Below are 12,444 nucleotides of genomic sequence, written 5' to 3' on the forward strand. Positions count from 1 at the left end.
GGATCCGGCGCTGCTGCTCAGTCGTCGCCTTCGACGACCCTCAGCCTGAGCTGCCCGGTTTTCGAATCGGCAACGCGCGCGCCAGTATCGACTTTCGCGGCGGGAGCCCGTGACGCTGCGTCCGCGGCGGCATCGCCGTCGGGCTGCGCGCCGAACTCCAGCGCTTCGATCTTCTGGCCGCGCTTGGTGACCTTCGACGTCGAAACCAGGATGTCGTCGATGTCCTTGGCCGACTGGCCGAAATGGACCTGCAGCTTGCGCACCCGCTCATCGACACGCGCGACATCCTCCATCAGCCGAATGACCTCGCCCTGGATCAGATGCGCCTGTTCGCGCATGCGGGCATCCTTGAGGATCGCCTGGATGACCTGGATCGACAGCATCAGCAGCGACGGCGAGACGATGACGATTCGGGCACGGTGCGCCTTATGGACGATCGCCTCGAAATTCTCGTGGATCTCGGCGAACACCGATTCCGACGGCACGAACATGAAGGCCGTGTCCTGCGTCTCGCCCTGGATCAGGTATTTTTCCGAGATATCGCGGACATGGATCTCGATGTCGCGGCGGAAGGCCTGCGAGGCGGCCTTCTGCAGGTCGGCGCCGTCGGCGGCGCGGATGGCATTCCAGGCCTCGAGCGGAAACTTGGCGTCGATGGCCAGCGACGGCGCGCCGTTCGGCATCTTCACCAGGCAGTCGGGACGGCTGCCGTTCGACAGCGTCGCCTGGAATTCATAGGCGCCATGCGGCAGGCCGTCGGCAACGATCGCCTCCATGCGCGACTGGCCGAAAGCACCGCGCGTCTGCTTGTTGGAGAGGATCGCCTGCAGCTGCACGACCTGGCCGGCGAGCGATTGGATGTTGCCCTGCGCGACATCGATGATAGCCAGCCGCTCCTGCAACTTGGCCAGGCTCTCATGCGTGGATTTCGTCTGCTCGGTCATGGTCTGGCCGAGCCGGCCGGTCATGGCGTCCAGGCGCTGGCCGATCGATTGCGTCAGCTCCGCCTGCCGTGCGCCGAACACTTCGGCAATGGCGCCCATGCGACCCTGCATTTCGGCCTGGCTTTGCAGAATTCCGGCCATCCGCGCCTCGGCATCGCGGGCATGATCGGCGGCTTCCGCAGCCGCCACGGCGCGCGCCTTCGCCGACCGCCACAGCGCAATGACCAGCGCCACGAACAGGGCCAGAAACAGCAAAGCGCCGAAGGCCAGCGCATGGCCGAGCGTGATGGTTGTGGCGCCAAGCCGGGCGACAGGCTCCGAAAGGATGGTGCTCAAATCATTCATGTGGACAGCATAGACGATTCGCCGCGATAGCACAGATCAAAACGTGAACGAGCCTCATGCCAACCGGTTGACGCTTTTCGCTGGAGGTCTTACGTGGAACGCCATGCCGATCAAGCCGCTCATCATCCTTCCCGACCCCATCCTGCGCCAGGTTTCCCAACCGGTGGAGCGTGTCGACGCGCCCCTGCGCAAATTAGCCGACGACATGCTGGCGACCATGTATGACGCACCGGGCATCGGTCTGGCGGCAATCCAGATCGGCGAGCCGCTGCGCTTGCTGGTGATCGATCTCGCCAAGGAAGACGAGACGCCGGCGCCGCATGTCTTCATCAATCCGGAAATCCTGGAGAGCGCCGATGCGCGCTCCGTCTACGAGGAAGGCTGCCTGTCGATCCCGGATTATTACGCCGAGGTCGAACGCCCGGCCGCCGTACGGGTCAAGTATCTCGACCGCGACGGCAAGCTGCAGGAGATGGAGGCCGAGGGCCTGATGGCCACCTGCCTGCAGCATGAGATCGACCACCTCAATGGCGTCCTGTTCATCGACCACATCTCGAAGCTGAAGCGCGACATGGTGGTGAAGAAATTCAAGAAGCTCGCCAAGGACAAAGCGCCGGGCAAGCTGGTGGGATAGGGCATGCTCTGTCGGAGCACGGCCCCTCCGATCAGCCTCGGCGGTTCAGCTTCACGAACCTTCGATTGAAAATACCGACTTGCTGTGATATCAGTGATATCACGTAGGAGGTGTCTATGGGTGACATGCTGATCCGTGGGATCAATCCGGAATTGAAACGGCGTCTCGAGGAAAGTGCGCGGCTGAACAGGCGCAGCCTTTCGGAGGAAGCGGTCGTCTTGATACAGAAGGGTTTTGCAACACAATTTGCTGGCGCCGAAAAAGTCGGCGATCGCCTCTATTCGCTCGTCGGCGATGATCGTTTCACAAGCGACGAGATTCAGGAAATAGCGAGGTCGCGAAGTGAGGCCGATCGTGGGCCGCCTGATTTCCGTTGACCGAAATGATTATACTGGACACCAACGTCATATCGGACGTGCTATCGCGGCAACGGAGCAAAAACGTTCTCAACTGGTTGAATGGCCAAGAGCCTGCGACCCTTTTCCTCTCCACCATTGTTTTTGCAGAGCTCTATTTCGGAGCCTACCTCGTTCAGGAGGCCATCCGGCGGGATGGTCTTCTCCAAAGCATTTCGAGGATCCGGGGCGAATTTTCGGGTCGGATCCTGGTTTTTGGGGATCTGCCCGCAGAACACTATGGCCGCATTGCCGCGGCAAGACGACTCGCTGGCAGACCTGTCGAAACCAAGGACGCGATGATAGCTGCGATCTGCCAGGTGCACGACGCCACGCTTGCCACCCGCAACGTTCGAGACTTCGACGGACTTGACCTGAAGCTGGTAAACCCGTTTGAAGCCTGAGCTGACTTCCCGGCGCAGGTAGAGAGAAGGTCTCGGAAGAAAAATGCCCCTTCGCGTCATCTTCATGGGCACGCCGGAGTTTTCGGTGCCGACTTTGCGCGCGATCGCCGAGGCTGGCCATGAGATATCAGTCGTCTATACCCAGCCGCCGCGCGCTGCCGGACGGCGCGGGCTGGAGCTGACACCGTCGCCGGTGCAGCGCGAGGCGGAGCGACTGGGCATCGAGGTGCGAGCGCCGGTTTCGCTCAAAGGCGAGGCCGAGCAGACCGCCTTCCGTGCCTTGCGGGCCGACGTCGCTGTGGTCGTCGCCTATGGCTTGCTGCTGCCGAAGGCGGTTTTGGAGGCGACCCGGCTCGGCTGCATCAACGGCCATGCCTCGCTTCTGCCGCGCTGGCGCGGTGCCGCGCCTATCCAGCGCGCCATCATGGCCGGCGACCTGGAAAGCGGCATGATGGTGATGCGCATGGAAGAGGGGCTGGACACCGGCCCGGTCGGGCTGATTGAAAAATGCGCCATCGAACCCGATATGACAGCCGGCGATTTGCATGATCGGTTGATGAGCGTCGGTGCTGCCTTGATGGTGGAAGCGCTGGCGCGGTTGGAAGGGAACACCCTGACATTCACCACACAAGCTGTGGAGGGGGTGACCTACGCCAAGAAAATCGATAAATCCGAGACTCGCGTGGACTGGACTCGCTCAGCAAGTGAGGTCCACAATCATATTCGCGGCCTGTCGCCCTTTCCCGGCGCCTGGTCGGAGATAGGAATTGGCGGCCGCCGGGAGCGGCTGAAACTGCTTCGCTCGACGCTGTCGCAAGGCCTGTCGCTTTGGGAAGAGTTGGGCGAGTCGGGAGGAATTCTCGATGACCGGCTGACGGTCGCCTGCGGGGCAGGCGCGATCAGGCTGGTCGAAGTTCAACGGGCGGGCGGAAAGCCCGCTGCCGCGTCGGAATTCCTGCGCGGGGCCAAGATCGAAAAAGGACTGAAATTCTCATGAGCATGATGTCGATACGCGCGGCAACGCCGCGGGATCGCGAGGCCATCCGCCTCGTCGAGGAACACGCTTTCGGCCAGCAGGCGGAGGCCGGTCTGGTCGACGCGCTGGTGACTGGCGGCAACGCTGTTGCCGAACTGGTGGCGGAAGAGGACGGCCAGGTGGTCGGCCACATCCTGTTTTCGCGGCTGTTCGTCCAGAATGGCGGCAAGACCTTCGCCGCCGTGGCGCTCGCGCCGCTGGCGGTGGAGCCCTCGTTCCATGGCAGCGGCATCGGCGGCGCGCTGATCCGCGAGGCGCATATCCGCCTCAGGGATGCCGGCGAAACGCTGGCCGTGGTGCTCGGCGACCCCACCTATTACGGGCGTTTCGGATATAGCCACACGCGTGCCGAGAACTTCGAGAGCGAATACCAGGGCGAAGCGCTGCAGGCGCTGGCTTGGGGCGACGCGCCTGACGCCGGCAGGCTGGTATACGCCTCCGCCTTCACCGCTCTCGCCGCCTAGAACAGTCCACCGTTTCATGGAAACGGCGAACTGCTCTACCTCTTTGTTTGAACGCAATTCCGAACGGAAAACCGTTTCACACTTTTCCTCGAATTGCCCGAGGCGAGAGCTCTAGTCGCAAATGCCGCGTTTTCGCCTCGACATCGAATATGATGGCAGCCTGTTTGCCGGCTGGCAGCACCAGGCGGATCAGCCTTCGGTGCAACAGGCGATCGAGCGGGCGATCGAAAAATTCTGCGGCGAAGCGATCAGGCTGCGCGCCGCCGGCCGCACCGATGCCGGCGTGCATGCGACAGCGCAGGTGGCGCATGTCGATCTCGTCAAGGCGTGGCCGGGCGACAAGGTGCGCGATGCCGTCAACGCCCATCTGCAGGCGGCCGGGGCGCGCATCGCCATCTTGAAAGCGACGGTCGTTTCCGACAGCTTCGACGCCCGCTTCTCGGCCATCGGCCGCCACTATCTCTACCGCATCCTAAACCGCCGTGCCCCGGCCGCGCTCGACAAGGGCAAGGTGTGGTGGGTGCCGAAGCGGCTCGACGCCGGCGCCATGCACGAAGCGGCGAAAGTCCTGCTCGGACGGCATGACTTCACCACCTTCCGCTCGACCCAGTGCCAGGCCAACAGCCCGATCAGGACGCTGGAACGGCTCGATGTGAGCCGACAGGGCGACATAGTCGAGGTCAGGGCTTCGGCGCGCTCGTTCCTGCACAACCAGGTGCGTTCGATGGTCGGCTCACTGAAGCGCGTCGGCGACGGCGGCTGGAGCGCGGCCGACCTGAAAACGGCGCTCGAGGCGCACGACCGCGCCGCCTGCGGCCAGGTGGCGCCGCCCGACGGGCTGTTTCTCACCGGTGTCGATTATCCAGTCGAGACGAGCCCGGACAGGCTCTGAACTCCGACATCGTCCGGCACGGTGATGCCGAGCAGCGTCTGCAGGCCGAACAGCACCAGCAGCGAGGCGATGAACATGCCGACGAAAACGGCGGTGCCGACCGATGCGCCCCTGCCGATCGTGGCGTTGGTCATGCGCCAGGTCAGCACCATCGACAGGGCAAACAGGAACAGCGACACAAGGCTCGCAGCCTGGCTTGCGGACGACAGGAAAAGCCGGATCAGCGCCGAGGGCAGCATCAGCCAGGCGGTGATGGCCGAAGCCCAGTTGCTGGCGACGACGTAGTGGACGAAGCGGCCGCCGATGCCGGCGCGCGGCGCGATCAAAGCGAGCGCAACCAGCGGCAGCACCCAGGAGCCGATGTCGACCGTCGCCAGGCGCACCAGCATGCTGAAGCGCCCCGCGAAGGCGTCGGGATCGCCGATTTCGTTGGCGATGCCGACCCAGCCGACGATCAGCGCCGGTGCTGCAACGACAATGGCGAAGAAGGAATTCCAGAAGCCGTCGGCCGATAGGTCGAGCAGGCGCAGGCCGTCGGCCTTGCCGAGCATCAATCGCCAGGCGCCCGTCAGCGAAGCTTGGGTTTCGTCCGCCGAAAGCATGCCGTTCAGCCCTGTCCGAACCAGTCTTCTATGAAGCGCTGGTAAATTTGCGTCAGCGTTTCGAGATCGGCAATGGCGACGCGCTCGTCGACCATGTGCATTGTCTTGCCGACCAGCCCGAACTCGACCACCGGACAATAGTCCTTGATGAAACGCGCGTCGGACGTTCCACCGGAGGTGGACAGCGTCGGCTCCTTGCCGACCGCCGACTTGATCGAGCCGCGCAGCGTGTCGATCAGCCTGTCGTCACGTGTCAGGAAGACATGGCTCGGCCGGTCGCGCCAGACGAGTTCGTAGTCGACCGGCGTCTTCTTGCCCTGCCGGTACTTCTTGCGCCTAGCCGCCTGGTCGAGCCGGTTGTGGATCTCGGCCTGCAAGGTCTCATCAGTCCAGGTGTCGTTGAAGCGGATGTTGAAGGTCGCGGTCGCTTTGGCCGGGATGACATTGGTGGCCGGGTTGCCGACGTCGATGGAAGTGATCTCCAGATTGGTCGGCTGGAAATCCCTGGTTCCCTTGTCGAAAACCGGATGCAGCAAGGCGTCGACCAGGCTCATCAGCCCGCGCACCGGATTGTCGGCAAGCAAGGGATAGGCGACATGGCCCTGGCGGCCATTGACGGTGACCGCGCCGGACATCGAGCCGCGGCGGCCGATCTTGATCATGTCGCCGAGAGCGTCCGGATTGGTCGGCTCGCCGACGACAGAGGCATCCCATTTCTCGCCCCGCGAAGCCGCCCATTCGAGCAGCTTCACCGTGCCGTTGATCGCGGGGCCTTCCTCGTCGCCGGTGATCAGCAGCGAGACCGACCCTTTCGGACCGCCATTGGCCTCGACATGGCGCGCCACGGCGGCGATGAAACAGGCAATGCCGCCCTTCATGTCGACGGCGCCGCGGCCATACATCTCGCCATTGGCGATCTCGGCGGCGAAAGGCGGATGCGTCCAAGCGGCTTCGTCGCCGACAGGCACCACGTCGGTGTGTCCGGCGAACATCAGATGCGGGCCATTGCCGGAGCGCCTTGCATAGAGGTTTTCGATATCGGGCGTGCCGTCTTCGGAAAACACCGGCCGATCGACCAGGAAGCCGAGCGGTTTGAGCATCGTCTCCAGCGCGGTCAGCGCGCCGCCCTCAGCGGGCGTCACCGAAGCGCAACGGATAAGGGCGGCGAGGTTTTCGGCGGGATCGGTCGGCAGCGTCATGGCAAAAGCGATAGTCGAAAGCGCAGGGCCTGTCACGGCCAGACATAGGGGCCAGCGTCATGGCTGGCGATACCGCCGATATTATGGTTTTCATGTCTTATAGTTGCGACCCGGCGCGGGCGGCAGGATGGCAGACAAGCACAAACGGATCGTCATAGCCGGTGCCGGCAGCATCGGCTGCTATGCCGGCGGCTGCCTGGCGCTGGCCAACCGAGAGGTCATTCTGCTGGCTCGGCCTCGCATCGAGGCAGCGTTGCGGCAGGGTGGATTGCGGGTCAGCGACCTCCAGGGCCCCGATCGCTCGATCAAGCCCGAGGCGCTTGTCGTCACCGCCGATCCGGCCGTCGCCCTGCCGCCGGCGGACGTGATCCTGGTCACGGTCAAGAGCGGCGCCACCCAGGATATGGCGGACCTCATCAAGGCCCATGCCCGCCCCGATGCCGTGGTGATCAGCCTGCAGAACGGTGTCGGCAATGCCGACAGGCTGCGCGCTGAACTTGCCGGACGTACGGTGCTGGCCGGCATGGTGCCGTTCAATGTGGTGCAGTCGCCGGACAGCGAACTGCCGCTGCGCGTTCACCGCGCCAGCGACGGCACGGTAATGGTCGAGGATGGCGACGCCGGCTTGGCCGACCTGCTTGGAGTCGAAGGGTTTGCGGTCGAAACCCGTGGCGACATGAAGGCTGTGCTGTGGGGCAAGCTGCTGATGAATTTGAACAACGCACTGGTGGCGCTTTCCGGCCTGCCGCTGACGGCCGAACTGGCCGATCGGCGCTGGCGGCTGATCCTGGCCAGCCAGATCGACGAGGCGCTCACGGCGATGAAAGCGACCGGCATCGAGCCGGCGCGGATCGCCGGCCTGCGGCCGGCGCTGCTGCCGAAGGTGCTCAGGCTGCCTGACTGGCTGTTCAAGCTTCTGGCGCGGCGCATGCTGGCGATCGACGCGCAGGCGCGCTCGTCGATGTGGGACGATCTTCAGCGCGGCCGGCCGACGGAGATCGACGACTTGCAAGGCGCCATCTTGCAGCTGGCGGGGAAGGTCGGCACGCCCGTGCCGACGGTTCAGCGGATCACCGCCTTGGTGCGCGCGGCGGAAGCGGAGCGGCTTGGCTCGCCGGGCCTGCCGCCGGAGCAGGTTGTTGCACCGGCCGGCCGTCGATCAACGTGATCTTCTGCCAGATTTTCCGCGACAGGTTTGACGCCAGGTTCTCGATGTCGTTGACGCCGTCGATGACCACGTCGTCATTGACCGACTGTGCGAACAATGCGGCGATCTTGCCCGTGATCGACAGCATTTCGGAGCAATAATCGAGGTAACGGGCCAGGTCGGCGGCATTGGTGATGCGGGCGGGCGAATGCGACGTCGGCTTGAAATCGGCCGACAGCGCCGCCGGATCCTTGGTCAGCTGATGCATGTCGATGACGTGGATCAGCGAGCGCAGGCCATGCAGCTGGCGAAAGACCTGCTTGCGCTTGATGCGCTCCTCGGAGCGGATCAAGGCGAGAAATCCGACAATGGCGAGGATGAACATGTTGAGCGAAGCTTCGATGCCTTGCACCGACTGGACGGCATCACCGGGTTTGGAAATGCGGTCGAATGGCAGGACGGTGCCGACGAAGATGAACATCAATGCGCCGGCAACGACAGCGGCGACGATGAGGCCGCGCAGCCACCAGATCGGCGCTTCCAGGGCCTTGGCGCCCTGTGCCAGATCGCGCGACAGCGAGACCAGTTCGGCGGCAACGCCGCGCAGGCCGGCCTTGGGGAAACGCTCCGCAACACGCGTCTCCAGCCGTTCCGCGGTCTCGATGATCAGCTTCGGATCAAGCGTGCGGTAGCGCATGTCCGATCGGCCCTCAGGATTGTTCCGGCTCGTTGGTGCGCCGGCCATAGCGGTTGGGTCCAGGCTGCCCCGGAAACAGGCACAACACAAGGAAGGCGACGATCGACACTACCGGCACGAACAGGATCAGCGCGGCAATGCCCGGCTTGTCCAAATCGTGCAGCCGCTTCACCGCCAGGGCGATGTTCGACCACAGCGAGGCGATGAAGGCGACGAAGAAGATGAACGACCACATGTTGCTCTCGGCCGAACCTTCCGGCACTAGCGTGAAGCGGTAGAGCGGGAAGGCCTGGATGATGGCGACGAGCAACCCGCCAAGAAAATAGGCCGCGCGACTGACGCGGCCCGAGGTTTTGAAGAAAAGCCAGGTGAGATCTGATCTGTCAGGCAAGCGGGTCCGGTCCATATTGATTGGCGCCCCTGGCGCCTTCGAGAATGCCGCATTCCACCAGAAACCAGATCGGGCCGATGAGCGGCACCAGCATGATCAGGCTCCACCAGCCCGACTTGCCGCGATCATGCCAGCGCTTGGCGTAGACTGCGAGTGCGAAATAGATCGAGGCCAGAGCGATGAGAATGCCGATGATGCCGATCTGGGCGCCACTGGCGGTGGTGATGCGTGTACCGAGAATCGCATCGAGAATAAAGGCAACGATGCCAATGACGATGAAAACGCCAATCGCGGCCCAGAACTTGCCACGGGTTATGCGACCATCAAAACTTGTGAGCAGATCCTTCCAGTCCATGTCACCCCTCCATGTTGAACCAGCGCGACCGATTGTCGCGCCGGCGGAAGGTGCGCTCGCTTTGCGCAAAGATCAATCGCGCAGCAATTCGTTGATCGAGGTCTTGGAGCGGGTCTTGGCGTCGACACGCTTGACGATGACGGCGCAGTAGAGGCTCGGACCTGGCTCGCCGTTAGGAAAGGACTTGCCCGGCATCGTTCCGGCGACGACGACGGAATTCGGCGGCACTTCGCCATAGAAGATCTCGCCGGTGGCGCGGTCGACGATCTTGGTCGACTGGCCGATGAAGACGCCCATGCCGAGCACCGAGCCTTCGCGCACGATGCAACCTTCGACCACTTCCGAACGCGCGCCGATGAAGCAATTGTCCTCGATGATGGTCGGACCGGCCTGCATCGGCTCCAGCACGCCGCCGATGCCGACGCCGCCGGAAAGATGCACGTTCTTGCCGATCTGGGCACAGGAGCCTACCCCGACCCAGGTGTCGATCATGGTGCCGGTATCGACATAGGCGCCGACATTGACGAAGGACGGCATCAGCACGGCGCCCGGCGCGATATAGGCCGAGCGACGCACGATCGACCCCGGCACGGCACGAAAGCCCGACTTTTCGAAATCGACAGCGCCCCAGCCATCGAACTTCGACGGCACCTTGTCCCACCACATCGCTTCGCCGGGACCACCCTTGATGATCTCCATCGGATTGAGCCGGAAGGACAACAGCACGGCCTTCTTCAGCCACTGGTTGACATGCCACTTGCCGTCGGCCTGCCGCTCGGCGACGCGGACGGCGCCGCGGTCGAGCAGGTCGAGCGCCGACTGGATGGCATCGCGCGTTTCGCCGCGCGTCGCAGTCGAAATCGCGTCGCGTTCCTCGAAGGCCTTCTCGATGGTCTTTTCGAGGCTCGCCAGATCGGGCTTCGACATGAATTCGCTCCATTACCAAGCTGTTAAGGGGCTGCGCCTTAACCTGTTTTGAAAGTCGCGCGGACCCCATGCATGCTTCGCATGCTTGCGTCTTTGCATGTAGCAGGTTCTTGTCACAAAACCGCGGGACACTTTTGCGGAACCTGCTTATGTGAAGCCTTGGTGAGGGTCAATCGCGGCTGCGTCATGGGGCGGCGCAAGTTAAGAATTTGGACGGGTAGAGCATATGACACCTATGGAAAAGGCGGGCTGGACGCCACTGCCGCATTCGGACGAGGATCTGGAGCGGTCGAAGAGTGTGCCGGACACGCCGCAGACGCGTGCCGAAACCTACCGGCTCGCCTGGAACGATCCCGACTTCATGACGCGGCGCGAGTTGCGCGCGGTCCGGCTGCAACTCGAACTCCTGAAACCGGAGATGATCCTGGCCGAACGCGGCATCCGTTCGACGGTGATCCTGTTCGGCGGCGCGCGCCTGCCGGAACCCGGCGGCGAGGCCTGGGCGGCCAAGAACGAGACGCAGAAGAAGAACCTCGAGGAAAACAGCAAATACTACGAGGAAGCGCGCAAATTCGCCCGCCTCTGCTCGCAGCAGTCGGCTACCTCCTATTACCGCGAATATGTCGTGGTGACCGGTGGCGGGCCCGGCGTGATGGAAGCGGGAAACCGCGGCGCCGACGATGTCGGCGCGCCGTCGATCGGCCTCAACATCGTCCTGCCGCACGAGCAGGCGCCGAACATCTATGTGACGCCGGAGCTCTGCTTCAACTTCCATTATTTCGCTATCCGCAAGATGCATTTCGTCATGCGCGCCAAGGCGGTCGCGGTGTTTCCGGGCGGCTTCGGCACGATGGACGAATTCTTCGAGACGCTGACCCTGATCCAGACAGGGCGCATGGAGCGCGTGCCGGTGATCCTGTTCGGCAAATCCTTCTGGAAGCGGGCGATCAATCTCGATTTTCTCGCCGAGCAGGGCACGATCAGCCCCGGCGATCAGGACATCATCGACTTCGTCGACACCGCCGACGAAGCCTGGGGGATCATCAGCCGGTTCTACAAGCTGGGGGAGTAGGGCAGTGGGGAATTGAAGAGCTGGTGAATTGAAGAACTGGGGAACTTGATCCGTGGAGACCGTCCTTCATTCTTCAATTCTTCAATTCTTCAATTCCCCTCTTCCTTCCCCCTCCACAATCGCCGTCAGAAACCCCGCCAGATCGTCGGTTACGAAATCGACATCATCCTCGTTGGCCGGGTCGCGCTCCCAGATCTCGGCAAAGGTCGGCTCGAAATTGCGCGGCACGATAAGCACCGTGGTCATGCCGAGCGACTTCGGCACCGACAGGTTACGGGCAAGGTCTTCGAACATCACCGCATTGTGGCCGGTGACGGCGTGCAGTTCGGCGAACTTCTCGTAGGTCTGGCGCGCCGGCTTGGGATTGAGCCCGGCGGCGACGATGTCGAAGATGTCGTCGAAATGGTCGAGGATGCCGAGTTGGCGCGCGGTGCGCTCGGCGTGCCTGCGGTCGCCATTGGTGAAGATGAACTTGCGGCCCGGAAGCTGGCGGATGGCGGTGCCGAGAACGGGATCGGGCACCAGCCATGAATAGTCGATGTCGTGGACCTTCTCGAGGAAATCGTCGGGGTCGATGCCATGACGTGTCATCAGGCCGTTCAGCGTCGTGCCATATTCGCGGTAGAGTTCCTTCTGCAACTTGCGCGCATCGTCGCGCGGCAATGCCAACAGTTCGCCGACATAGGCGGTCATCTTGACGTCGATCTGCGAGAACAGATTCGAATGATGCGGATAGAGCGTGTTGTCGAGATCGAAGACCCAGTCGGTGACATGGGCGAAGCGGGCGGGGTCAGGGAGCGTGGTCATAGGCTCCTTATGGCATGAAACGCGCATTCCGAAAGCGACTTTATCCACAACTTCTGCTCGTTGAGGTTGCGTAAATCGCCTCACGATTCAAATTTTAGGCATCTGGGAAAGGTGGCCTTCAGGGCTTGCTGGC

The 12,444-nt window shown here is 63.0% G+C and carries 16 protein-coding genes; 8 read left to right on the plus strand and 8 right to left on the minus strand.

Annotated features, from left to right (window positions below; genetic code table 11):
- Positions 1 to 17: 17 nt before the first annotated feature.
- The gene (locus X735_RS154005) at positions 18 to 1,289 is read right to left on the minus strand and encodes a DNA recombination protein RmuC (protein ID WP_023810755.1); all 1,272 of its coding nucleotides are present in this window, start codon (positions 1,287 to 1,289) and stop codon (positions 18 to 20) included.
- A 103-nt stretch (positions 1,290 to 1,392) separates the two neighbouring features.
- Here X735_RS154005 and def point away from each other — a divergent pair, with 103 nt between their 5' ends.
- The 6 genes from def to truA all read left to right on the plus strand — a co-directional run bounded on the left by def (position 1,393) and on the right by truA (position 5,114).
- Complete coding sequence (def, locus tag X735_RS154000; RefSeq protein ID WP_023810756.1) at positions 1,393 to 1,923, plus strand: peptide deformylase; 531 nt, start codon at positions 1,393 to 1,395, stop codon at positions 1,921 to 1,923.
- Between the two features lie 116 nt (positions 1,924 to 2,039).
- The gene (locus X735_RS153995) at positions 2,040 to 2,300 is read left to right on the plus strand and encodes a hypothetical protein (RefSeq protein WP_023810757.1); all 261 of its coding nucleotides are present in this window, start codon (positions 2,040 to 2,042) and stop codon (positions 2,298 to 2,300) included.
- Between the two features lie 5 nt (positions 2,301 to 2,305).
- Entirely contained in the window at positions 2,306 to 2,722 is a 417-nt protein-coding gene (locus X735_RS153990) for a type II toxin-antitoxin system VapC family toxin (protein ID WP_023810758.1), read from the plus strand.
- A 43-nt stretch (positions 2,723 to 2,765) separates the two neighbouring features.
- On the plus strand, positions 2,766 to 3,719 hold the full coding sequence (gene fmt, locus X735_RS153985; protein WP_023810759.1) for a methionyl-tRNA formyltransferase: 954 nt from the start codon (positions 2,766 to 2,768) through the stop codon (positions 3,717 to 3,719).
- Positions 3,716 to 4,222: an N-acetyltransferase gene (locus X735_RS153980; protein WP_023810760.1), complete on the plus strand. Its 507-nt coding sequence runs from the start codon at positions 3,716 to 3,718 to the stop codon at positions 4,220 to 4,222. Before fmt ends, X735_RS153980 begins: the two co-directional genes overlap by 4 nt.
- Before the next feature lie 121 nt (positions 4,223 to 4,343).
- Positions 4,344 to 5,114 carry a tRNA pseudouridine(38-40) synthase TruA gene (truA, locus tag X735_RS153975; protein ID WP_023810761.1) on the plus strand — a complete coding sequence of 257 codons (771 nt, stop codon included), beginning with the start codon at positions 4,344 to 4,346 and terminating at the stop codon, positions 5,112 to 5,114.
- On the opposite strand, the gene X735_RS153970 is transcribed toward truA, so the two are convergent.
- Complete coding sequence (locus X735_RS153970; protein ID WP_023810762.1) at positions 5,081 to 5,716, minus strand: hypothetical protein; 636 nt, start codon at positions 5,714 to 5,716, stop codon at positions 5,081 to 5,083. The two genes, truA and X735_RS153970, sit on opposite strands and share 34 nt — an antisense overlap.
- Positions 5,717 to 5,721: 5 nt before the next feature.
- Complete coding sequence (gene dapE, locus X735_RS153965) at positions 5,722 to 6,915, minus strand: succinyl-diaminopimelate desuccinylase (RefSeq protein ID WP_023810763.1); 1,194 nt, start codon at positions 6,913 to 6,915, stop codon at positions 5,722 to 5,724.
- Between the two features lie 127 nt (positions 6,916 to 7,042).
- On the opposite strand from dapE, the gene X735_RS153960 reads away from it, so the two are divergent.
- Entirely contained in the window at positions 7,043 to 8,083 is a 1,041-nt protein-coding gene (locus tag X735_RS153960; RefSeq protein WP_023810764.1) for a 2-dehydropantoate 2-reductase, read from the plus strand.
- On the opposite strand, the gene X735_RS153955 is transcribed toward X735_RS153960, so the two are convergent.
- The 4 genes from X735_RS153955 to dapD all read right to left on the minus strand — a co-directional run bounded on the left by X735_RS153955 (position 7,986) and on the right by dapD (position 10,432).
- Positions 7,986 to 8,759, minus strand: coding sequence for a hypothetical protein (locus X735_RS153955; protein ID WP_023810765.1), 774 nt, complete (start codon positions 8,757 to 8,759; stop codon positions 7,986 to 7,988). The two genes, X735_RS153960 and X735_RS153955, sit on opposite strands and share 98 nt — an antisense overlap.
- A gap of 13 nt (positions 8,760 to 8,772) precedes the next feature.
- Positions 8,773 to 9,150: a DUF805 domain-containing protein gene (locus X735_RS153950; RefSeq protein ID WP_023810766.1), complete on the minus strand. Its 378-nt coding sequence runs from the start codon at positions 9,148 to 9,150 to the stop codon at positions 8,773 to 8,775.
- Positions 9,143 to 9,505 carry a DUF805 domain-containing protein gene (locus X735_RS153945; protein ID WP_023810767.1) on the minus strand — a complete coding sequence of 121 codons (363 nt, stop codon included), beginning with the start codon at positions 9,503 to 9,505 and terminating at the stop codon, positions 9,143 to 9,145. Before X735_RS153945 ends, X735_RS153950 begins: the two co-directional genes overlap by 8 nt.
- Positions 9,506 to 9,577: 72 nt before the next feature.
- Positions 9,578 to 10,432 carry a 2,3,4,5-tetrahydropyridine-2,6-dicarboxylate N-succinyltransferase gene (gene dapD, locus X735_RS153940; protein ID WP_023810768.1) on the minus strand — a complete coding sequence of 285 codons (855 nt, stop codon included), beginning with the start codon at positions 10,430 to 10,432 and terminating at the stop codon, positions 9,578 to 9,580.
- 226 nt (positions 10,433 to 10,658) lie between these two features.
- On the opposite strand from dapD, the gene X735_RS153935 reads away from it, so the two are divergent.
- Complete coding sequence (locus X735_RS153935; RefSeq protein WP_023810769.1) at positions 10,659 to 11,504, plus strand: LOG family protein; 846 nt, start codon at positions 10,659 to 10,661, stop codon at positions 11,502 to 11,504.
- 81 nt (positions 11,505 to 11,585) lie between these two features.
- On the opposite strand, the gene X735_RS153930 is transcribed toward X735_RS153935, so the two are convergent.
- On the minus strand, positions 11,586 to 12,311 hold the full coding sequence (locus X735_RS153930) for a pyrimidine 5'-nucleotidase (RefSeq protein WP_023810770.1): 726 nt from the start codon (positions 12,309 to 12,311) through the stop codon (positions 11,586 to 11,588).
- Positions 12,312 to 12,444 lie beyond the last annotated feature (133 nt).

The sequence above is a fragment of the Mesorhizobium sp. L2C084A000 genome (genome assembly GCF_000502875.1).
Taxonomy (GTDB): domain Bacteria; phylum Pseudomonadota; class Alphaproteobacteria; order Rhizobiales; family Rhizobiaceae; genus Mesorhizobium.

Bases quoted from the DNA above. Each gene is read 5' to 3' on its own strand.
- X735_RS153935 (WP_023810769.1), top strand. From the start codon at position 10,659: ATGACACCTATGGAAAAGGCGGGCTGGACGCCACTGCCGCATTCGGAC.
- fmt (WP_023810759.1), top strand. From the start codon at position 2,766: ATGCCCCTTCGCGTCATCTTCATGGGCACGCCGGAGTTTTCGGTGCCG.
- dapD (WP_023810768.1), bottom strand. From the start codon at position 10,432: ATGTCGAAGCCCGATCTGGCGAGCCTCGAAAAGACCATCGAGAAGGCC.
- X735_RS153945 (WP_023810767.1), bottom strand. From the start codon at position 9,505: ATGGACTGGAAGGATCTGCTCACAAGTTTTGATGGTCGCATAACCCGT.
- truA (WP_023810761.1), top strand. From the start codon at position 4,344: ATGCCGCGTTTTCGCCTCGACATCGAATATGATGGCAGCCTGTTTGCC.
- X735_RS153955 (WP_023810765.1), bottom strand. From the start codon at position 8,759: ATGCGCTACCGCACGCTTGATCCGAAGCTGATCATCGAGACCGCGGAA.
- X735_RS153960 (WP_023810764.1), top strand. From the start codon at position 7,043: ATGGCAGACAAGCACAAACGGATCGTCATAGCCGGTGCCGGCAGCATC.
- def (WP_023810756.1), top strand. From the start codon at position 1,393: ATGCCGATCAAGCCGCTCATCATCCTTCCCGACCCCATCCTGCGCCAG.
- X735_RS153970 (WP_023810762.1), bottom strand. From the start codon at position 5,716: ATGCTTTCGGCGGACGAAACCCAAGCTTCGCTGACGGGCGCCTGGCGA.
- dapE (WP_023810763.1), bottom strand. From the start codon at position 6,915: ATGACGCTGCCGACCGATCCCGCCGAAAACCTCGCCGCCCTTATCCGT.
- X735_RS154005 (WP_023810755.1), bottom strand. From the start codon at position 1,289: ATGAATGATTTGAGCACCATCCTTTCGGAGCCTGTCGCCCGGCTTGGC.
- X735_RS153995 (WP_023810757.1), top strand. From the start codon at position 2,040: ATGGGTGACATGCTGATCCGTGGGATCAATCCGGAATTGAAACGGCGT.
- X735_RS153990 (WP_023810758.1), top strand. From the start codon at position 2,306: ATGATTATACTGGACACCAACGTCATATCGGACGTGCTATCGCGGCAA.
- X735_RS153930 (WP_023810770.1), bottom strand. From the start codon at position 12,311: ATGACCACGCTCCCTGACCCCGCCCGCTTCGCCCATGTCACCGACTGG.
- X735_RS153980 (WP_023810760.1), top strand. From the start codon at position 3,716: ATGAGCATGATGTCGATACGCGCGGCAACGCCGCGGGATCGCGAGGCC.